The sequence below is a fragment of the Streptomyces sp. NBC_01454 genome, assembly GCF_036227565.1.
Taxonomy (GTDB): domain Bacteria; phylum Actinomycetota; class Actinomycetes; order Streptomycetales; family Streptomycetaceae; genus Streptomyces.
On the sequence record NZ_CP109460.1, the window covers coordinates 410746 to 430656 of the forward strand.

Below are 19911 nucleotides of genomic sequence, written 5' to 3' on the forward strand. Positions count from 1 at the left end.
ATGACCACCCGCACCCCGTACGTCCCCGACGCCCCGAAGGAGGGCCCCGTGCTCACCGAAGGCACCTTGCCGCACGAGCGCACCCCGTCCGGTGACCGCACCGGGCCCGTCCCGCCGGCCGGCCGGCCCGCCCCCGAGGCCGGGCTGGCCGCCCTGGTGGCCTGGCACGCCGAACGGACCCCGCACGCCCTGGCGGTGGCGGACGGCGACACCACGCTGACCTACGCGCAGCTCGTCGCGTCGGCCCGGGCGCTCGCCGCCCATCTGCGCGAGAACGGTGTGCGCCCCGGTGACTCCGTGGCGCTGCTGCTGCCCCGCTCCGCCCGCACCGTGGTCGCCCAGCTCGCGCTGTGGTGGGCGGGTGCCGGGTGCGTGCCGCTCGACCCGGCCCATCCGCGGGCCCGCTCCGAGGCGCTGACCGCCGACGCGGGCGCCACGCTGACCGTCGGCGACCGCAAGCTCCTCGAATCCGTGGCGCCGGCCGGCGCCACCCTGACGCTGCCCGGTGAACCGCTGCTCGGCGGCGACGCGCTCGCCGCGGCCGAACTCGGCCCGGACGCCACGGCGTTCACCATGTTCACCTCCGGCTCCACCGGCCGCCCCAAGGGCGTGGCGGTCCCGCAGCGGGCGATCGCCGAGCTGGTCCTGGACCCGGCGTATCTCACGCTCACCGCCCGCGACCGGGTGCTCTTCCACTCACCGATGACCTTTGACGCCTCGACCTTCGAGGTGTGGGGCGCCCTGGCCAACGGCGCCGCCGTGGTGGTGTGCACCACCGAACGGCCGTCGCTGGAGGACCTGGCGCGGCACGTGGAGCGCCATGGCGTCACCGTCGCCTTCTTCACCACCGCGCTGTTCCACCAGCTGGCCGGCCGGCGCTCGCGGATCTTCTCGCTGCTGCGCACGGTGATCGTGGGCGGCGAGGCACTGTCCGCGCACCACGCCGGCGAGGTGCTGACCGCCTTCCCGTGGCTGGAGCTGGTCAACGGCTACGGGCCGACGGAGGCGACCACCTTCACCACGGCCCACCGCGTCACCACCGCCGACTGTCACGGCGCGATGCCCATCGGCCGGCCGATCGCCGGGGCGACCGTGCACCTGCTCGACGACGCCGGGGAGCCGGTCGCGGCCGGCGCCCGCGGCGAACTGTGGATCGGCGGCAGCCGGCTGGCACACGGCTACACCGGACAGCCGGAGCTGACCGCCGAACGCTTCCGCGACCTGCCCGGGCGGGGGCGTCTCTACCGCACCGGCGACCTCGTCTCCCAGCGGCCGGACGGCACGCTCGACTTCCACGGGCGCACCGACGACCAGGTGAAGATCCGCGGCTTCCGGATCGAGCCGGGCGAGATCGAACACGCCCTGCGGGAGCGGCCCGAGGTGGCGGACGCGGCCGTCACCGTGCTGCATCCCACGCCCGACGACGCCCGGCTGGCCGCGTTCGTGGTGGCTGCGCCCGGCCCGGTGCCGCGCCCCGACGCGCTGCGTGAGACGCTCAGCGCCGTCCTGCCCGCACATCTGATCCCCGACGACATCGAGCTCGTCGAGGTGCTGCCGCTCACCCCCTCCGGCAAGGTCGACCGCCGGGCGCTGCGGGACCTCGTCGCCGACGGCGGGGCCGAGGCCCCGGCCGGGCCGCTGAGTCCGCTGGAGCAGGCCGTCGCCGAGATCTGGAGCCGGTCGCTGGGGCGCGAAGTCGCCCGCGCGGACGCCGACTTCCTCGCGCTGGGCGGTCACTCGCTGCTCGCGCTGGCCGTCGCCGACGACCTCCGCGAGGACCTCGGCGTGGAGCTGACGCTCGCCGACTTCTTCGCCGCCCCCACGGTGGCCGGACATGCCTCGCTGGTCGAGCGTGCGCTGCTGGCCGCCCACAGTGATCTGCGCCCCGGCGCCCCGGAGGACACCGATGGCCACTGACTCCCCGACCGCCGCGGCGCTCCAGGAGGAACTGCTGCGCCGGGCGCGCTCCCGCGCCGCCCGCCCCGCGCCCGCCGACGAGGCCGCCCCGCGCGGTCCGGCGCCGCTCTCCCACGCCCAGCGCCGGATGTGGCTGATGGACCGGCTCGGCCAGGACGGCGCCTCGTACAGCGTGCCCTTCGCCACCCGGCTGCGCGGCCCGCTCGACACGGACGCGCTGGCCGCCGCGCTGACCGCGCTGGTGGGCCGCCACGAGATTCTGCGGACCCGCTACGGGCAGCGGGACGGTGAGCCGTACCAGGAGGTGCTCCCGGCACCGGAGACGATCGCGCTGCGCCTGGTGGAGACAGCCGAAGAGGGCGCCGGCGCGCTGCTGGCCGAGGAGGCCCACCGGCCGTTCGACCTCGCCGCCGGCCCGCTGCCGCGCGCCCTGGTCCTGCGGCACGGGCCGCAGGACCACACCGTCTTGCTGACGTTTCATCACATCGCCCTCGACGGGCCGTCGTTGGAGACGGTGGCCGGCGAGCTGAACCTGCTCTACACGGCCGCCGCCGAAGGCTCGGCCGCCGCTCTGCCGCCGGCGCCCCCGCAGTACGCGGACTTCGCCCGGCGCGAGCAGGCGGCCGCCGACCGGCTGGAGAAGGGGCTGAGCCACTGGGCCGAGCGGCTCGGCGGCGCCTCCCCGCTGCCGCTGCCGCGCCCGGCGCAGCCGCCCGCCGACGCCGGTGACCGCCCGGCCGCCACCCGCACCGTCGCGCTCGACCCGGACGTGCCGGCCGCGCTGCGCGCACTCGGCCAGGAACACCGGGCCACCCTCTTCACCGTGGCCCTCGCCGGCGCCTTCGCCGCCCTGCACCGCTTCACCGGCCGCAACGACCTGGTGATCGGCGTGGCCGGCACCCACCGGCAGGGCCCCGACATGCGCCGACTGGTCGGGCTGTGCGTCAACACCCTCCCGGTCCGGGTGGACACCGCCGGGGACCCGTCGTTCACCACGCTGGTGGGGCGCGTACGGGACGCCCTGCTCGACGCCCAGCAGGGCCGCGAGGTGCCCTTCGACCTCATCCTGGAACGGCTCGGCGCCACCGCCCGTGACACCGAGGGGACACCGCTGGTCCGGGTGACCGCGGATGTCCTGGGCGCACCGACCACCCTGCACCTGCCGGGTACCGAGGGCGAGTACGTCGACGTCAGCGCCGGGGAGGCCAAGTTCGACCTGTCCTTCGGCCTGGTGGACGGCGCCGAGCCGGCCGGCCTCGTCCAGTACAGCCGGACCGCGCTGGACGAGGAGGCCGCGACCGCGCTCGGTGCGCACTACGCCGCCCTGCTCACCGCGGTCGCCGCCGACCCGGAACTGCGGCTGTCCCGGATGCCCGGCGAGCCGCCGGCGCACCACGGCGAGGCCGGCGGGCACCCGGCCGAGGCGCTGCTGCGGGCACATCCCGAGGTGGCCGAGGCCATCGTCGTCGAACCGGCGGCCGGCCCGCTGCTGGCGTACGCCGTCCTGCGGGAGACCGGCGGCCCCGCACCGGCCGTGCTCCGCGCCCATCTGCGCGCGTCACTGGCCCCCGGCCTGGTGCCCGCCGCGGTGACCCTGCTGGACGCCATGCCGCGCACGGCCGCCGGCTCGGTCGACGTGACCCGGCTGCCGGGCATGCCGTCCGCGCCCGCTCCCGAGGGCGAGCGCGCCGAGGCGGTGACCGAGGGCTTCGCCGCGCTGCTGGGTCGGGCGCCCGGGCCGGACGACGACTTCTTCCTGCTCGGCGGCCACTCGCTGATCGCCGTGCAGCTCGCCGAACGGCTGCGCCAGGCGCTGACGCTGCCGCTGACCGGCCTGGACATCATGCAGGCCCGCACCCCGCGGGCGGTCACCGCGCTGCTGGACGCACGCGAGGCGGAGCGGGCCGCCGCCCGGTCGGCCGCCCCCTCCCGTCCGCGGCGGGCGCGCGAGGGCACGGTCCTGGTCACCGGCGGCACCGGCGGGGTCGGCGCGTTCGTGCTGCGGGAACTGGCCGCCCGGGGGCGGCCGGTGCTGGCGCTGGCCCGCCCCGAATCCGCGCATCTGGTCGCCGCACAGGGCGTGGACGTCATCGAGGGTGACCTCAGCGACCTGGACTCGCTGCGCAAGGCCGTCGACGGCGCCGACGCGGTGATCCACGCGGCCTGCACCTTCACCCGGCCCGAGGTCGATGTGACGGCGATGGCGGCGATGATCGGCGCCTGGTCGCGCGGCCCGTTCGTCTTCGTCAGCAGCGTGGACGCCTACGGGCACCCCGGCAGTGAATGGGTGGCGGAGGAGTCCGCCCCCCAGGCGCCGCTGAGCGCCTACGGACAGGCCAAGGCCGACTGCGAGGGGCTGCTGCTGCGGGCGGCCGGCGCCGGGGGCCGGGGCGGGGCGAGCGCCGTCCGCTCCCCCCTGGTGTGGGGGGCTCACCAGCGGCTGCGGGACCAGTTGCGCTGGGGCGCCACCGGTCTGCTCTACCAGGCCGCGCGGGAGGGCCGGCCGATCGCCCTGCCGCGGCCGGGCACCGGCGGCCACGCCTGGTACGGCGCGGCCTGGGTGCACGCCGCGGCGCTGGCCCGGGCCGTGGTCTCCTGCCTGGACGCCCCCGTGCACGGTGTCGCCAACGCCGTGAGCGGACATGTCTCCTGGCGGGACCTCGCCACCGAACTGACCGCACTGCTCGGCAGCGACAGCGAGATCCGTGACGCCGACGAGGTCCACCCGGACCTCGACCACCGCTGGCACTACCGCGCCGGGCGGCTGGCCCCGTCCCTGGCCGAACAGCCGGGCGAGGACTGGCGTTCCGTACTGGCGGCCATGGTCGGCCCCGAGGAGGACTGAGCCGCGACTGACCGCGCGGCGGACCGGTCTCGACACCGGTCCGTACCGCGCGGCCGTACCGCTCCGCCGCATCGCGCCGCGGGTGCACGCCGTTCCGGCGTCGCCCGCGGCGTTGCCGTGTCCGGCCGCCCGCGCCGGACGGATCCGCGCGCGCCACCGGCCGTTGCCGTCCCGGCCTCCGACGGCACCCGCCGGCTCGCCATGCCCTGCCGTGACCCACCCTTCACATAGCGTTCGCTATTGACATAGTGAGTGCTATGTCTACCGTGGAAGGCATGAGCCCGGATGCCGACCCCCCTCCCCGACGCCGCCCGACCAGAGCGGAGACCAAGGCCCGCACCCGGCGGCTGCTGCTCGACGCGGCGGCGCGGACGTATGCGCGCAAGGGCTTCGCCGGCGCCTCCGTGGAGGAGATCGCCGAGGCGGCGGGGTTCTCCATCGGGGCGGTCTACTCGAACTTCGGCAGCAAGGACCGGCTGTTCGTGGAGCTGCTGAAGGAACGCGCGAGCGAGCAGGTCTCCCGGGCGACACAGATCGTGGCCGACGCCCAGACCGGCGACGACCCGGGTCCCGCGCTCGGCCGGCTGCTGGCGAACGCCGCCGACAAGGACCCGGACTTCGCCCCGCTCCAGGCCGAGTTCTGGCTCTACGCGGTGCGCAACCCCCCGCTGCTGGAGACACTGGCCGAGGAGCTGCGCGGCCCCCGGGCCGAGCTGGAAGACCTCATGGGCAAGGCGCTGGGGCACATCGGGGCGCGGGGCTCCGTGCCCGCCGACGCGCTGGCCACCATCGCGATGGCGCTCTTCCAGGGGCTGCTGCGACAGCGGCGGATCGACCCCGCCAGCGTGCCCGACGAGCTGCTGGGCCAGGCGATGCAGTGGCTGTTCGCCGGGATCGCGGCCGGCGACACCGCCGGCGCCCCGGGGCCCGGCCCCACGGACGACACCGCGGCCGCGGACGACCCCGCGGCCGCCGACCGGCCCGAGGAGACCCGATGACCCACGTCGACGCCACGGCCGCCCTGCCGTCGCTGCAGGACCTGCTCGACCCGCTGCACCAGGCCGACCCCTATCCCCTCTACTCCCGCTGGCGGACGCGGACACCGCTCGCGCGGCTCGACGAGCAGCTGATGGTGCTCACCCGGTACGACGACTGTGCCGCGGTCCTGCGCGACGGACGGTTCGGGCACCCGGAGGCCGACGATCCCCGGTTCGCCGCCCGGGACCGCCCGTCCCTCGACGTACTCGTCGATGACGAGGGCCGTCCCGTACGCGGCTTCCTGGGCCTGAACCCGCCGGACCACTCACGGATGCGGGCCCTGGTCTCCCAGGCTTTCACCCGCCGGCGGGTGGAGCGCCTCGCGCCGCGGATCGAGGAGCTCACCGATGAGCTGTGCACGGCCATGGAGCGCGCGCCGGAACCGGTCGACCTCATCGAGGGCCTGGCCACTCCCCTGCCGGTGGCGGTGATCAGCGAACTGCTCGGCATCCCAGCGGCCGACCGCCACCGGATGCTGACCTGGTCGCATGCGGTCGCCCGCGCCCTCGTCCCCGACTTCCTGCTACCGCCCGGCGCCGCCGAACAGGAAGCGCTGGCCCGCCGCGAGTTCGCCGACTACCTGCGGGAACTCGTCGTCGAGCGCCGCCGCGCACCGGGCGACGACCTGCTCTCGGCGCTGGTCACCGTGCACGACGACGGCGACGCCCTGACCGAGAACGAGTTGCTGGCCACCTGCACGCTACTGCTGATCGCCGGCCACGAGACCACCGTCAACCTGATCGGCAACGGCACCCTCGCCCTGCTGCGCCACCCCGAGCAGCTGGCGCGGCTGCGCAGCGACCCGGACCTGACCGACAACGCGGTCGAGGAACTGCTCCGCTATGACTCGCCGGTCCAGCTCACCGTCCGCTACGCCCTGAAGGATGCCGAGGTCGCCGGGGTCGCGGTCCCGGCGGGCACCACGCTTCTGCTGCTGATCGGCGCGGCGAACCGCGACCCCGCGGCGTACGGACGTCCCGAGCAGCTGGACATCGGCCGCACGCCCCCGCGGCACCTCGCCTTCGGCCAGGGCATCCACTTCTGTCTGGGCGCGCCGCTCGCCCGCCTCGAAACGCAGATCGCCCTGCGGACGCTGCTGGCCCGCGCCCCGCAGATGCGGCTGGCCGGCGAGCCGGAGTGGAAGGACCACATCACGCTGCGGGGGCTGAGCCGGCTTCCGCTCTCGCTCGGCTGACCCGCATCTCCCGGCCGACGTGCGGGAATCCGGTGTCACCAGCACCACCGCCCGCGCCGCCGCCCTCGCCCTCGCCTGAGTGACCCTCGGAGGCCCCTTGCCCACGCCCGAGCGCCATCCTCTGCCCGGCTCGGCCGGCCCGGCCGGCCCGCCCGACCTGTCCGCGTCGCCCTGGGACATCGCCCGGCTCTACCTCGTCGCCGGACTGGTCATGGGCGGCATCTGGGCCTGGAACCACGGCGCACCGCTGTGGGAGCACGCCGTGAAGCTGCTGGTCGTCCTGTTCGTCGGCGCCCCGCTGCTGCATCTGGCGCGCAGCCGCCGGGCCGCCCGGCGCCCGGCGCGCCGGCTCCGGCTGTCGCTCGTCCGGCTGGCCACCGCCAAGGTCACCCTGGTCGCCCTCGCACTCGGCGCCAGTTGGCTGCTGGAGGACTCGATGACCCACCCCGACCTGGCCGTCGCGGCCGGGCTGGCCACCGTCATCACCCTCCTCGGACCGCTCCTCCACCGCCACCTGCTGGTGCGGGCTCCCGCCGCCGTCCCCTAGTAGGGCTTTGTTACGTGGTCTTGTCACGGTGGGTGTGTGGTAGTTCGCTGGTTGTATGAGGGCTGGGGAAATTGCTGCGTGTCGGGGCCGGTTGGAGGAGTTTGCCGGGGAGGTGTTCGCGCCGTTGGTGCGGCGGGATCAGCGTGAGAAGGGCGCCTTGTATCTGCGGGGGCTGCTGCTGGAGGGCCGACGCAAGTCGATGCAGCCGATGGCTGACCGTCTGGGGGTGGACCACCAGCAGCTCCAGCAGTTCATCACCTCCTCCACCTGGCCCTCCGATGCGGTACGAGCCCGGCTGGCATGGCGGGCCGTGCGGGTGGTCCGTCCTGAGGCCTGGGTGGTGGACGACACCGGCTTTCCCAAGGACGGCACCTCCTCGCCCGGTGTGGCCCGGCAGTACTCCGGCACGCTGGGCAAGGTCGGTAACTGCCAGATCGGAGTCAGTGTCCATGCCGCCTCCGACACCGCCTCATGCCCCCTGTCCTGGCGGCTGTTCCTGCCCGAGAGCTGGGATGCACCCGAGGCGGACGGCCGAAGGAACCGCTGCCGCATCCCGGACGACGAACACCACCGCCCCAAGTGGCAGCTCGCCCTGGAGATGCTCGACGAACTCGCCGGAGGCGGCCTGAGGCCCGCCGTGCTGGTCGCGGACACCGGATACGGCGCCAACGCCGACTTCCGCCGCGGCCTGGAAGACCGCGGCCTGGCCTACGTCCTGCAGGCCAAGGCCGAGATGACCGCCCACGGTGAGGCCGCCGAACCCCACCAGCCTGCATACAGCGGACTGGGGCCCAGGCCCCTGCCGCGTTACCGCACCCGGCCGGTGTCCTTGCGTGAGCACGTGCTGGCCGCTGGGCGAGACCAGGGACGGACCCTGACCTGGCGCAAGGGTTCCAAAGCCGCGATGAGCTCGCACTTCGTGCTGGTGCGGGTGCGTCTTGCCGGGCGTCGTCCAAAGCCTGCCGCGGACGGCACGATCCCGCTGAGCTGGCTGATCGCCCAGTGGCCCGAGGACGCAAACGAGCCTGTCCAGTACTGGATCTCGAACCTGCCTGCCGACATTCCCGCCCGCGACCTTGTCCGCATCGCGAAGTTACGGTGGCGCATCGAGCACGACTACCGAGAGCTGAAAACCGCCCTGGGACTGGACCACTTCGAAGGCCGCTCCTTCGCCGGTTGGCACCGACACGTCACCCTCGTCACCGCCGCCCACCTGTTCCTGACCGAACAACGGAGGAGCCCAAAAGTCCCTGCCAGGGCCTGAGCCTCTACCAGGCCCTGGACCTCTTCCAACACCTGCTGGCCACCTGGACCGGCACCTGCCCCACCTGCCACCAACCCACCCCATGGCAGCCCTACGACACCACCTAACAAAGCCCTACTAGGGAGCGTCTTGTCGATCACAGGTCGAGCCGGATGAGCGTGCCGGCGAGGGTGAGGGCGGCAAGGTAGCGGTGGGGGCCCGTTTGTCGTCGCCCTGTCCCATCATCGGGTAGAGCATCGCCAGGCCGCCCACCGGCAGCAGCAGCCGCCACCACAGCCGGCGGCGTCGGGGCGTGGCCGTGCGGACCACGCCGAGGGGCTCGATGACCACCTGGCGCAGCGCGAACAGCGTGACCAGCACCGCGGCCGTCGGGACCGCGACCGCAACGAGCACGGCGAGGGCGGGCGAGGGAGTGAGATCGCCGGGGAACACACTGACGCCGAGGACCTCTACGGCGCCCGCCACCTGACGGCCGATCAGGAAGAGGCCGGTGCCGAGAACCATCCCGAGCAGCGCGCCCGCGAGCGCCTCCCCCGCGGCGATCCGCCGGGTCATGCCGCCGTCGGAGCCGATGAGCCGGAGGGCGGCGAGCCTGCGGTCGCGCCGCTCGCCCCCGAACCGCACGGCCGTGGCGATGAACACGACGACCGGCATCAGCAGCACGAGGAACATGACCAGGGTGAGCAGGACGAGGATCGGATCCATCCGTGCGGGGGTCGGATCAGGCTCTCCGAACCGGTCGATCCGGGCCACCGTCGAGCCGTCGAACCTGGGCGCGAGATGGCGCACCCCCGCGTAATAGGAGAGCTCATGCGAGCCGATGAGCCCGCTCTCTCCGATGGTCCCGGCGATCCGGAACGGCAGCCGCTTCCGCAGCGCCTTCCCGCTGTCGGAGGCGAGCAGCCTCTGGAGCGCGGGCGAGACGAGCATCTCGCCCGCCGCCGGGAACCTTTCCACCCCTGGCGGCAGCGGTGCCCGCGGACCCTCGGGCTCCAGCAGCCGTCCGCGGATGTCCTTCTCGCGGAACCAGTCGTTGGTCTCGGCGATGACGAGGGTGTCGTCCGCCTTGGGCTTGTCCGTCGGGCCGTAGGTGTAGTCCTGGCGCGCCTGCCCGCGTTCGTGCCGTACCGACAGCGCGTGCGGGACGGCCGCGGTGAGCAGCAGCAGCGCCACGCCGAGCCCGACACCCACGGCCGTCAGCAGGAGCCGGATCCACCCTTCACGCCCGCCGTTGACAGCGAACCGGACGCCCATGGCCAGGTCCCTGGCCGTCCCCCGGCTCCTCGACACTCCGGCGGGCGGGTGCTCTTGCGTCGTCATACGGAGCGCTCCATGTCCCGGGACTTCCCGTCCCGTACGACGACCTCACGGTCGGAGTACGCGGCCACCCGCGCCTCGTGCGTCACCAGCACAACCGCCGCGTTCGTCGACCGGGCCGCCTCCGTGAGCAGCTCCATCACCCGCTCGCCGTTGAGCGAGTTGAGGGCGCCGGTGGGTTCGTCGGCGAACAGCAGGCGCGGATCGGTGACCAGGGCCCGGGCGACGGCGACGCGCTGGCCCTGACCGCCGGAGATCTCACCGGGACGCTTCTTCGCGAGGGCGTCGACCTCCAGCCGCTCCATCCGGGTGAGCGCGTTCCGCTCGGCCTCCTTGCGGGACATGCCGTTGAGCCGCAGGGGAAGGGCCACGTTCTCGACGCAGGTCAGCTCCGACACCAGCTGCCCGAACTGGAACACGAACCCGAACTCGGACCGCCTGAGCAGACTGCGCTCGGCGTCGCTCATACCGGCCATCTCGCGGCCGTTGTAGACGATCGAGCCCGAGTCGGGTGCCACTATCCCTGCCAGGCAGTGCAACAGCGTCGACTTCCCGGAACCGGAAGGACCCATCGCCGCGACGACCTCGCCGGGGTGGACGGAGAACTCGGCGCCGTCGAGGGCGACGGTCCGGCCGTACGCCTTGCGCACGTCCTGCGCGGAGAGCAGGGAACCAAGGGGCGGATTCACGCGGCCACCGCCTGGACGAGTCGATCCGGCCGAGCCGTCGTCAACTCCCGCCATCGCAGGTCGCCTTCGAGAGGGAGCAGGGCGTGGTCGCAGATCAGCTGGTCGGCCAAATCACCCGTGCGCCTGACCCCCGCCTCGGTGATGGCATAGCGCTTCCGCTCGGGCCCGCCGGCCGCATCGAGGCCGCCCCCGCCCCGCCGACAGGCCCGTCGGGGCGCGAAGCGGATGCCGTGGGTGCGGTGGCAAGTCGCGGGCAGCCGGTCACCGGCAACGCCGTCAACCCTCTGAGGCATCTCGAACCGTGGCCACGAGCAGTGCGCAATGATGCAGACATGACTTTGACTTCGATGTGTTTGTGCCTGGTGACCCGGACTACCGTCGAGGGCGGGCAGGAGGTGCTGCTCGGGCGGAAGAAGCGAGGCTTCGGCGCCGGAAACATCGTGGGCCTCGGCGGTCACGTGGAGGCCGGGGAGACCCCGGCACGTGCGGCGGTGCGTGAGCTGGAGGAAGAGTCCTCGCTGGTTGTGGCTGAGTCAGACCTACGGCAGGTGGCAAGACTCGTCTTCCGATTCCCCGCTCGCCCTGCCTATGACCAGGAGGTGGCGGTGTTCGCCACCGACAAGGCGGCCGGCACCGCACGGGAGTGTGACGAGATCACACCGTCCTGGTACCCAGTGGACTCGATTCCGCTTGAAGCGATGTGGGACGACGCGAAGTACTGGATCGCAAAAACCCTCGAAGGGCAAAGTGTGCAGGCGGAGTTCGTGTTCGCAACTAACTGCCTGACTGTTGCCCAAGCGCGGGTCGAAGCGGAGCCGCTACGGATTGACACAGAGATGTGAGTCAGACTCTCCAAACCTGATCCTTCTGTACCTGCCAACAATGTTCAATGCCGCCGTCCACTGGATGAGAGCAACCGGCTGGTTCGTACCTCAGCACACCTCCGATTCGGTGCCTTTCTGGGGCTCCTCGATGACAGGCAGCGCTGTGATCCCGCTCTGCCGGCGGGTCGTCCAGATGGTCACTATGACGACGGTAAGCACCTGAAAACCTAATGCTGTGAGCATCAGGGAAACAGCGCCGTGGACGAGGGCAAGGCCGCCAGCCAAACTACCGACGGCCTGCCCGGCGTACACCGCTGATCCGGACAGAGAGAGCACAACTTGTGCTTGCTGCCCACCCGCGTTGATCAGACATTTCTGCAGCGCGGGATTCAGGGTCCAGCCGATCAGAGACCACAACACGATCAGGGCGAACAGAGTAACGACCGTGGCAGCGTTCTTGGATCCGACGAAGGCTAGAAGTGTCAGGAGACCCATGATGATGACGAGCAGTCCAGAGGAAAGCAACGCAATTCGCTCTGGCGGAAAACGGTCGATCAGCAAGCCCGTCATCAAATTGGAGAGTATCCCGCAGACCCCGTAGGTCAGGTAGACGCCAGCAATAGCTCCGTCATTCAGGTCTCCTACGGCCCGGGAAAACCAAGCCAGGTAGGCGTACAGGGCGAACATGCCACAGAAAGTCAGCATGCTGACAAGCAGAATCGCAGGTACGCCATGGATGACGGTCGCGCGTGCACGATCAGCGATGGAGGCGTCACCTGCGGACGGGACCGAGGGGAGGGCGCGAGCGAGGCCAAGGAGGGCAACCATGCTAAGTAGGGCGACGAAAAGGAATGTGGCTCGCCAGTTCGCAACACTGGCAATGATGGTGCCCGCAGGTACACCAAGGGCACTCGCGAGGGTGATCCCGCCGAGAACGGCCGTCAGAGCCCTCCCTCGTTCCTCAGGAGCGACAATGGCTGCGGCGCTGGCAGATGCTGCGGGCATGAACAGCGCAGTTGCTAGGGCAGCGATAACTCGTGCAGCCATCAGAACTGAATAGTTTGGAGCTAAGGCAGCGACTACGTTGGCGATGACGAACCCAGAAAGAGCAACCAGGAGGATCGTCCGACGGTCTAATCGGCTGGCACCGACCGCAACGAAGGGCGCGGCAACGGCGTAGACAGCGGCGAACACGGTTATGAGAAGGCCGGCAGTGCCGACTGATACCCCAAGGTCCTGTCCGAGCGAAGGCAGGACACCGCTGATAACAAAGGCGTCAGTGCCCAATGCGAAGGACCCAAGGGCCATCAACAGGACAGGCCTTCGGGCTGGCGTGCTAGGAAAGAGCGCTGCGAGACCTCGTGCACCTGGCAATGATCGCGTCATCCTTCGCCGACCCGAATCTGTACCCCATCCTTGTTAGGGCTGTATACACGTCGTCGATTCTTATCGATCTTGCGCGCAACTTCCTGGTCGAGATCGATCCCACTCATCTCGGCTAAACCGGCGAGATGTAAGAAGACGTCCGCGAGCTCTTCACCGAAGTCGGGAAGACCACGGTGCCACGCAGTAAATGCTTCCCCTGTTTCAGCGCTCAACAGACCGAACTCAAGAGGAATATCGGCCAGATTGAAACCCTTTGTAACTTTATTCTTCCAGGCCAGCTTTTGAGCAGTACGAATATCCAAGATTCCCCCTTGGCTCAACAAGCGAATCGACTTCTTTCGTTGCAGCATGACCGGCATGAGTCCTGCGGCGCCATCAGGTTCGACGGCAGCGCAGGGAACCGAGTCACGGAATTGACTATTATCCTGCTCCGAGTTTTTTGATATCCGGAAATCCTGCCCGACTCCACAGCCATAACGGAGTGTGCACATCAATTGGATCCAAGGAAGAACCGGCGAGAGCATTCACCCACGCCTCGGCTACCACCGCACGATGCCCTGCCGCCCCCTCAAGAACCTCGCGCCCACACAGGCCGAGTCTTACCGTCGCCTGAATGACGTGTGTATCGGGAGCAATCGTGATGAGATCCCGAGATTTCCACTCCACCGCCGTATACTGCTCCAGCACATAAAGCCAATAGTTAAAGATCTTGGGTCCGGATAGGTAAGGGAACTCCTTCTTTCTGATGACCTGCACGACATTCTTAAGTCGTGCGATATCCATCTCTGTAGCCATCAGAAGGCCCATGACATCACCACTATTAGACGATCTTAAAATCCCCTGAGCCACACGGCTCCAGATCATAGGGTGACGGTTCGGCTGGAGCGCAATTCGATGCTTTAGGAGATGGCGAGCAAGCTCTCCGGAATCTCTTTCGAGAACTAGCTCCGGAGTGAAGACCCACCGAGATTCTGGATCTCGAAATGCCGTGGCGACTGCCTCCCAGAGGGCGTAGCTACTTCTTTGATAATTGAGCGACATCCCCAGTGTCAAAACGTCCATGAGAGATGCAGTGGGCACCACGCCAAGGAGTGCATCTTCAGGCATTACCTCGCCCCCGAGGAGTCCTGCTTCACGGGCGGTCATGAGATCCTGAACCCGCTCAATAATGGCTACGTCTACCACTCTAATCCTTTATCAGATTTCAGTGAAGATTTCATCGACTTAAAGATATTGAGCCAATATGGTTCCAGTCGATCCGCATCGATATGTCCGGATTCCCTTAGGGTCTTCTCTGCAGCAATCAGCACACTGTCTTCGCTGAGCGGTGTCTGAGCCGGCATGGGGGACATAGCCTCAATCACACCCTCGCAGTTGAGGATGCTGCGGATTTGACTTTCCTCGCTTGAATAGTAGTGCAGTGACCCGCAGTGGTGGTAGTAGGACCCCAGGTCGAGGTCGAGCTCGTTCGCGACCGTTTCTTGAACCATAGTGAGGAGCGCTATGTCGTAGGGCATCACTCCGAGGATGGATTGAGAACGCATGGACGCAATGCAGTCAAGTCGCCCATGCCTATGCAGGAATTGCATGGAACCAAAACATGAGAAGTCTCGCGGCTCGTCACGGAGATCAGAGGGGTATACGAATCCAATGTATGCCCGACGAGTGTTGATGTCCCTCTTCATGAGGTCAATCAAATCTTTCAATGGCGACTGGGATCCATCGCCAATTAACCTCTTCGAAAGACCACATACGAGGCTTCCTTTTTCATCGGTGAAATCCCTTCCTCGCTCATTGTAGGAGATCACCTGACTCGCTTCAGCACCTGGCGTCAGGGCCCACAGATAGTTGGCAAAAGCGAATCCAAGGTTCGTCCGCCGGCAACCGCCCGGGAGGAGGCGGTTTCTCGGATCGAGTATCTTCACTGTCGGAGAGATCACTTCGTATGTCGCTTTTCTGGACTCCCCGAAATCGGAACCGATTGAGGTTCGAGATTGTGGGCCAGGGACCTTACTCCCCTCTTTGAAGACGAGTTCTACGAGATAGTGAAAGGCTTCGTGAAACGACGCGAATGTGTTCATAACCGAACCCCCACGGCTATGGAAACGAGGCTCTCGGGGAGAGATCCATCGGCGAGTAGCGTGTCATTGCTGTATGAACGCCCGACGGGAGGCGTCGGGGGGCATTGCAGGAATTCGGTGAGCTTCAGGCCGGCCGTCTGGAATAGCTCTTCTGTTTGGGATTGGTTGGGTGTGAAAGAGTGAATCCCTTGAACTTTATCTCCATTCGCGGAGATGAAGTGCGTCTTCTGTGTGCGTCGACGGCCAGTGGACCACACTGCAGATGGCCACGAGACCACAATCTGGCCTGATCGCACCAGGAGCTGCGACAAGCAAAATACACCGAGAGGGTATGCCATTCCGTCGACCAATGATCCTACGACGAAATCGTAGGTACCATGCTTCATAGGGAGAGCCCTTATCGGGTTCGCTATAGTACCTTTAGGAAGGTATTCGAGCATCCCTGGGCTGGTCTCCTGACACGAGTAGTCCGCTTTCCCCATCCCGACAGTCTCGCGAAGCCACCCTCGCCCTGCCCCCACCTCTATGAGCCGCCTGCTTTCAGGGATATCTTTCAAAATGTTGCCGAGGTACGGGGCCGATGCATTGTGGAAGTCGGCCGTAGTAAGTCTTAGCTCGTCAATGAACTCTTCCGCGATGGCTGTATAGCCAACGCGGTTTTCGCGATCTATTCGTCGACAGTCTGGGTATGCACTCGATGCCCGATGTACCTCGAATCCCTTGCATACGGCATAAGCGATCTCTTCGACGGTCTCACAGTTGGAGCGATAGAGGACCAAGTGCGCCTTGTCCGTAAGCTGCGATACGTCCGCATAGTCGGTGTTGCCCTCGGGTGACGATTTGCCGACGCCCTTACCCTCGTCGGAGAGAAGTGCAACACAGAATGCGTTATCCGAGTGCGCAGCTAGTTTTGAGAAGCTGTCGGGATGCGCTTCCACCACTGCGACCTTCCCGGCGGTTGCTAATGCCTCGACGTCAGCTGCCACACGCGGGTAATCTCCCCCATATTTAAACATGGGGGAGCTGATCCGAGTGAAGTTTGGGCGTGTGGTTATCTTCTCTATGAGATTCTTCCGATCCCTATCGCTGGGGCCACCGATGAAAATTGCGGGAGGGCTGGATTCAGTGAACATTGAAAGTGACATCCCCGATTCTCGGCAACAGGCAGAACCTACAATTGGCGCAGTTGATACCTTCTCTGTACTCTTCAGGGCAAGCGATCTGTCTTACGCTTGAGGATGTGACTGGATCGGCTTTGGGTGACCGCGGGTCCTTCACGCGACTCACACGCCAACCTGTAGGAGGTTCAGGCATAGAGTGATCGACAGAGGCGAAGAGCTGGAAGTTGGACACTTCTCGAAGCTCATCAAGTGCCGGTAGTAACTCAGGGACTGCCCAAGATCTCGTATAAGCCCAGAACAGATGCTGAGGCACTGCACTGCTAATATCTCGCCACATGGAGATGTAGGCGCTGCTGAAGAAATCACCAGATGAGTGCACTCTGGTGGCCACTACTGAGGGAGATACTCCTTTCGACTCATCCGCTATCTGCTGCAGGATTAACCTGCCGAGAGCTTGCGGGTTGTCACGAGCGTGGAGTTCGTTCGCATACCACAGGGGCCTGTTGAATTCGATCTCGCCACTTGTGTCCCCGTTGTAACAGTTACTGGCACACCAACCGCTCGCACCCGGGCATGTGCGTAAGGTGGGCAGGTTCCATACGAGGATGCGCCCTATATGCTTCCCCGAGAAACCTGTCTTAATGTTTCCTTGCTCAAGGCCAGGCGCAAGGGATGGAGTGACGATCTCAAGGATGGGTAAGCTCTTCTGGCGTGCCAGGTACTGAGCTCTTCGCCGAATTTCCAGTTCCGATGGTATGTCCCGTTTCATGCTTCTCCCGAGTGACGTTGCAACTTCAAGGAGCGTGCGTTGGAACTCATACCTCTGATGGCGCCAAGAAAAGTTAACACAGAGTGTGGACTCCGGGGAGGGGTTCGCACACGCATCTCCCTCTGCACCGTAGCGCCCGCAGGTGTAGTGCAGAGAGGGCCGCGGGCCTTGCAGGCGGTCTGGTACGGACTCTGAGTCAGACCTTTGTATGACCGGGCAGGACCCCTCTATCCTGCGGGGATGCCCAAGCCGATTGAGCTCGTGATATTCGACTGCGATGGAGTGCTGGTCGACAGCGAACGCATCGCCATGCGTGTCCAGATGGCCCTCGGGGCAGAGCTGGGCTGGCGGCTCACCGAGGCCGAAGTGATCGATCGGTTCATCGGTCGCTCCAGTCAGTTCATCACCGAACAAGTAGCTGCTCGGCTCGGCGAGGAGACTGCGAAGACCTGGTGGGAGCGGTTCGTCGAGCTGCATCGGGAGGCCGTAGATCTCGGGTTGGCTCCGATCGAAGGAGTCACAGAGGCACTTGATGCCATCGCTCTTCCAACCTGTGTTGCCTCAAGTGGTTCTCACGAGAAGATGCGTCACACCCTTGGTCGCACGGGTCTCTACGAACGGTTCGCAGGCCGCATCTACAGCTCCACCGAAGTCTCCCGGGGTAAACCGGCCCCAGACCTGTTCCACTACGCGGCGCGGCAGATGGGCATTGATCCGGCGGCGTGCGTAGTGGTGGAGGACAGTCGGCCGGGGGTGGAGGCCGCCCGTGCAGCAGGGATGCGTTCCTTTGGCTACGTCGGCGGACTGACCCCTGCGAAGTGTCTCGAAGGCCCCGATACCGTCGTCTTTCATGACATGCGCAGACTGCCAAGTCTGCTTGCGGCAGGACTCAGGCCAGGCGGGTGACGTCGCGGCCGGCATCGCTGACGATCGCGATGTCCGGGTCTTCGGTCTGCTGCTGGCCCGCGGTGCTGAGCCGCTCGACGACACCCCGCAGCTGGGCGGCGGTGACAGCGGTCGTATCGTCCACCGGCTCAAGCCGGACCACGGGCCTCATGCATTCCCGAAGGTCGAGCGGGGCGTTCCGGAGGGCCGCTGAGGCAGGCCCCTTACCTGCGGCTTCGTAATTCTCTGCAAGGCCCGCTTCTGGCCCGCACCATCGGCATTGTCGACCTCTCCTGGACGACGCGCTGGAGCCCCGATACTCCCGAAGCCGATCCGGACCTCCGCTTCCAGTTCACCGACCACACCGTGACGGCCACAGCCGAGACCACCACCGCCCGCTCCCTCCTGGGCAGCACGGCTTCGCCCTCGCGGCGGACGGCTCCGCCTATCAGCCGACGCCCGGGCTGGAGCAAAGTGGCTGCTGCCGGGGCCGCAGGCGCGCCGGGGGTCCCCTCTCCGTGGCTACGGGTGCAGCTGCTCGCCCTTCGCCAGCATCGCTACGTACTTCTCGATCCGGCGCGCCCGGGTCTCGGCCTTCTTGGCATCCTGGATCCGGTACAGGATCGCGTAGCGGTTCTGCCGGTCCAGTGTCTCGAAGAACTCCGCCGCGCCCGGGTCGGCGGTCAGTGCCGCCGCGAGGTCGTCCGGCACCGTGGCGGTCTTCGCACCGTCGTAGGCCGCCTCCCAGCGGCCGTCCGCCTTGGCGCGGTCGACCTCGGCCTGCCCCGGCGGACGCATCCGGCCCTGCTCGATCAGGGCGGCGACCCTGTCCCGGTTGACCTTGGACCACTTGCTGCGCGGCTTGCGCGGGGTGAACCGCTGGAGCCACCACTGGTCGTCGAACTTGGCCTTCTGGCCGTCGATCCAGCCGTAGCAGAGTGCCACGTCGAGCGCCTGGGCGTAGTCCAGCGCGACGATTCCGGGGCCCTTCTTACGAAGCTTGAGCCAGATGCCCGGCGAGACGGCGTGGTTCACACCGAGCCATGCCTGGAATGCCTCGGCGGATTCGAATGCGACGATCTCCAAGTCCTGAGTCACCCCAGCAGCGAACCACACCCGGCCGATTGTCATGAGGCATTCGGGCACGGCCCTGGATGCAGGATGCCCGTGGACCTGCGTGATCATCTCTGTTCTCGACGCAGAACGATCATGCAGGAGCCACGGGCTTGCTCAGCGATACGACGTTGCTGCTCGACCTCGACGGGGTGTCCGTCGCGTGGGTCGAGCGGCTGGCCGACGGAAGGCGCCGAGTTCACCTGGTCACGGCCGACGAGACAGCCAGAGCCTGCCCGGCCTGCGGGGTGTTCGCCACCCGGGTGAAGGGCTTCGCGGTGACCCGGCCGCGCGATCTCCCTTACGGCGAGCGCGGATTGGAGTTCCGCCGGCACAAGCGCCGCTGGTGGTGCCGCGAGGCCGACTGCCCTCGCCGGTCCTTCACCGAGCAGATCCCGCAGATCCCGGCCGGTGCCAGGCTGACCGCCCGGCTGCGGGATGCGGCCGGGTGCCGCATACGGGATGCCGGCTCCACGGTCATCCAGGCCGCACGGGATCTGCATCTGTCCTGGCCGACCGTGATGGAAGCCTTCCGCACGCAAGCCCGCGACGTCACCGAGGCACCTCTGCCGAGGGTCGCAGTCCTGGGCATCGACGAGACCCGCCGCGGACGGACCCGCTGGGAACGGGATGCGGATACCGACAAGTGGCGCCTGACCCGGGACCGGTGGCACACCGGCTTCGTCGACGCCCTCGGCCACGGCGGGCTGCTCGGGCAGGTCGAGGGCCGCACCGTCGCCGACGTCCTGGCCTGGCTCGCCACCACCGACCTGGACTGGAGAAAGGGCATCGGCTACGTCGCCATCGACATGTCGGCCGCCTACCGCGCCGCGATCCGCATCGGCCTGCCGCACGCCACCATCGTGGCCGACCACTTCCACATGGTCCAGCTCGCCAACAAAATGCTGTCCATGGTCAGC

General features: G+C 67.8%; 18 protein-coding genes and 2 pseudogenes. 9 read left to right on the forward strand and 11 right to left on the reverse strand.

The window, feature by feature from the left end; all coding sequences use genetic code 11:
• From OIU81_RS01320 to OIU81_RS01345, 6 genes are all read left to right on the forward strand, one after another.
• The gene (locus OIU81_RS01320) at nt 1–1917 is read left to right on the forward strand and encodes a non-ribosomal peptide synthetase (protein ID WP_329142224.1); all 1917 of its coding nucleotides are present in this window, start codon (nt 1–3) and stop codon (nt 1915–1917) included.
• The gene (locus tag OIU81_RS01325; protein WP_329142226.1) at nt 1907–4762 is read left to right on the forward strand and encodes a condensation domain-containing protein; all 2856 of its coding nucleotides are present in this window, start codon (nt 1907–1909) and stop codon (nt 4760–4762) included. Before OIU81_RS01320 ends, OIU81_RS01325 begins: the two co-directional genes overlap by 11 nt.
• A 257-nt stretch (nt 4763–5019) precedes the next feature.
• Nucleotides 5020–5760 carry a TetR/AcrR family transcriptional regulator gene (locus tag OIU81_RS01330; protein ID WP_329142229.1) on the forward strand — a complete coding sequence of 247 codons (741 nt, stop codon included), beginning with the start codon at nt 5020–5022 and terminating at the stop codon, nt 5758–5760.
• The gene (locus OIU81_RS01335; RefSeq protein ID WP_329142231.1) at nt 5757–6995 is read left to right on the forward strand and encodes a cytochrome P450; all 1239 of its coding nucleotides are present in this window, start codon (nt 5757–5759) and stop codon (nt 6993–6995) included. The genes OIU81_RS01330 and OIU81_RS01335 overlap by 4 nt, the downstream gene beginning before the upstream one ends.
• Nucleotides 6996–7092: 97 nt before the next feature.
• Nucleotides 7093–7542, forward strand: coding sequence for a hypothetical protein (locus OIU81_RS01340; RefSeq protein WP_329142233.1), 450 nt, complete (start codon nt 7093–7095; stop codon nt 7540–7542).
• Between the two features lie 55 nt (nt 7543–7597).
• Entirely contained in the window at nt 7598–8806 is a 1209-nt protein-coding gene (locus OIU81_RS01345) for an IS701 family transposase (RefSeq protein ID WP_329142235.1), read from the forward strand.
• Between the two features lie 210 nt (nt 8807–9016).
• Here OIU81_RS01345 and OIU81_RS01350 read toward each other — a convergent pair.
• The 3 genes and pseudogenes from OIU81_RS01350 to OIU81_RS01360 all read right to left on the reverse strand — a co-directional run.
• Nucleotides 9017–10060: pseudogene (locus tag OIU81_RS01350) on the reverse strand (FtsX-like permease family protein); the annotation flags it as partial.
• A gap of 62 nt (nt 10061–10122) precedes the next feature.
• Entirely contained in the window at nt 10123–10812 is a 690-nt protein-coding gene (locus tag OIU81_RS01355; RefSeq protein ID WP_329142237.1) for an ABC transporter ATP-binding protein, read from the reverse strand.
• Complete coding sequence (locus OIU81_RS01360) at nt 10809–11105, reverse strand: hypothetical protein (RefSeq protein WP_329142239.1); 297 nt, start codon at nt 11103–11105, stop codon at nt 10809–10811. The genes OIU81_RS01355 and OIU81_RS01360 overlap by 4 nt, the downstream gene beginning before the upstream one ends.
• A gap of 39 nt (nt 11106–11144) precedes the next feature.
• On the opposite strand from OIU81_RS01360, the gene OIU81_RS01365 reads away from it, so the two are divergent.
• Nucleotides 11145–11654, forward strand: a complete 510-nt coding sequence (locus tag OIU81_RS01365; protein ID WP_329142240.1) for an 8-oxo-dGTP diphosphatase — start codon at nt 11145–11147, stop codon at nt 11652–11654.
• 90 nt (nt 11655–11744) lie between these two features.
• On the opposite strand, the gene OIU81_RS01370 is transcribed toward OIU81_RS01365, so the two are convergent.
• From OIU81_RS01370 to OIU81_RS42200, 6 genes are all read right to left on the reverse strand, one after another.
• Complete coding sequence (locus OIU81_RS01370) at nt 11745–13022, reverse strand: MFS transporter (protein WP_329142242.1); 1278 nt, start codon at nt 13020–13022, stop codon at nt 11745–11747.
• A complete protein-coding gene (locus tag OIU81_RS01375) occupies nt 13019–13381 on the reverse strand; it encodes a hypothetical protein (protein WP_329142244.1) in 363 nt (120 codons plus the stop codon). Before OIU81_RS01375 ends, OIU81_RS01370 begins: the two co-directional genes overlap by 4 nt.
• 61 nt (nt 13382–13442) lie before the next feature.
• Nucleotides 13443–14207, reverse strand: a complete 765-nt coding sequence (locus OIU81_RS01380; protein WP_329142246.1) for a hypothetical protein — start codon at nt 14205–14207, stop codon at nt 13443–13445.
• On the reverse strand, nt 14201–15103 hold the full coding sequence (locus OIU81_RS01385) for a thymidylate synthase (RefSeq protein WP_329142248.1): 903 nt from the start codon (nt 15101–15103) through the stop codon (nt 14201–14203). Before OIU81_RS01385 ends, OIU81_RS01380 begins: the two co-directional genes overlap by 7 nt.
• Nucleotides 15100–16236, reverse strand: a complete 1137-nt coding sequence (locus OIU81_RS01390; protein WP_329142250.1) for a hypothetical protein — start codon at nt 16234–16236, stop codon at nt 15100–15102. Before OIU81_RS01390 ends, OIU81_RS01385 begins: the two co-directional genes overlap by 4 nt.
• Nucleotides 16226–16993: a GP88 family protein gene (locus tag OIU81_RS42200; protein ID WP_443073888.1), complete on the reverse strand. Its 768-nt coding sequence runs from the start codon at nt 16991–16993 to the stop codon at nt 16226–16228. Before OIU81_RS42200 ends, OIU81_RS01390 begins: the two co-directional genes overlap by 11 nt.
• 240 nt (nt 16994–17233) lie before the next feature.
• Between OIU81_RS42200 and OIU81_RS01395 the strand changes: the two genes are divergently transcribed.
• Nucleotides 17234–17899: an HAD family hydrolase gene (locus OIU81_RS01395; protein WP_329142252.1), complete on the forward strand. Its 666-nt coding sequence runs from the start codon at nt 17234–17236 to the stop codon at nt 17897–17899.
• Here the strand turns inward: OIU81_RS01395 and OIU81_RS01400 are convergent.
• Both OIU81_RS01400 and OIU81_RS01405 read right to left on the reverse strand, forming a co-directional pair.
• Nucleotides 17883–18023: a hypothetical protein gene (locus tag OIU81_RS01400; RefSeq protein ID WP_443073889.1), complete on the reverse strand. Its 141-nt coding sequence runs from the start codon at nt 18021–18023 to the stop codon at nt 17883–17885. The two genes, OIU81_RS01395 and OIU81_RS01400, sit on opposite strands and share 17 nt — an antisense overlap.
• A gap of 377 nt (nt 18024–18400) precedes the next feature.
• A complete protein-coding gene (locus OIU81_RS01405; protein WP_329142254.1) occupies nt 18401–19009 on the reverse strand; it encodes a YdeI/OmpD-associated family protein in 609 nt (202 codons plus the stop codon).
• 134 nt (nt 19010–19143) lie between these two features.
• On the opposite strand from OIU81_RS01405, the pseudogene OIU81_RS01410 reads away from it, so the two are divergent.
• Nucleotides 19144–19905: pseudogene (locus OIU81_RS01410) on the forward strand (transposase); the annotation flags it as partial.
• Between the last annotated feature and the right edge of the window lie 6 nt (nt 19906–19911).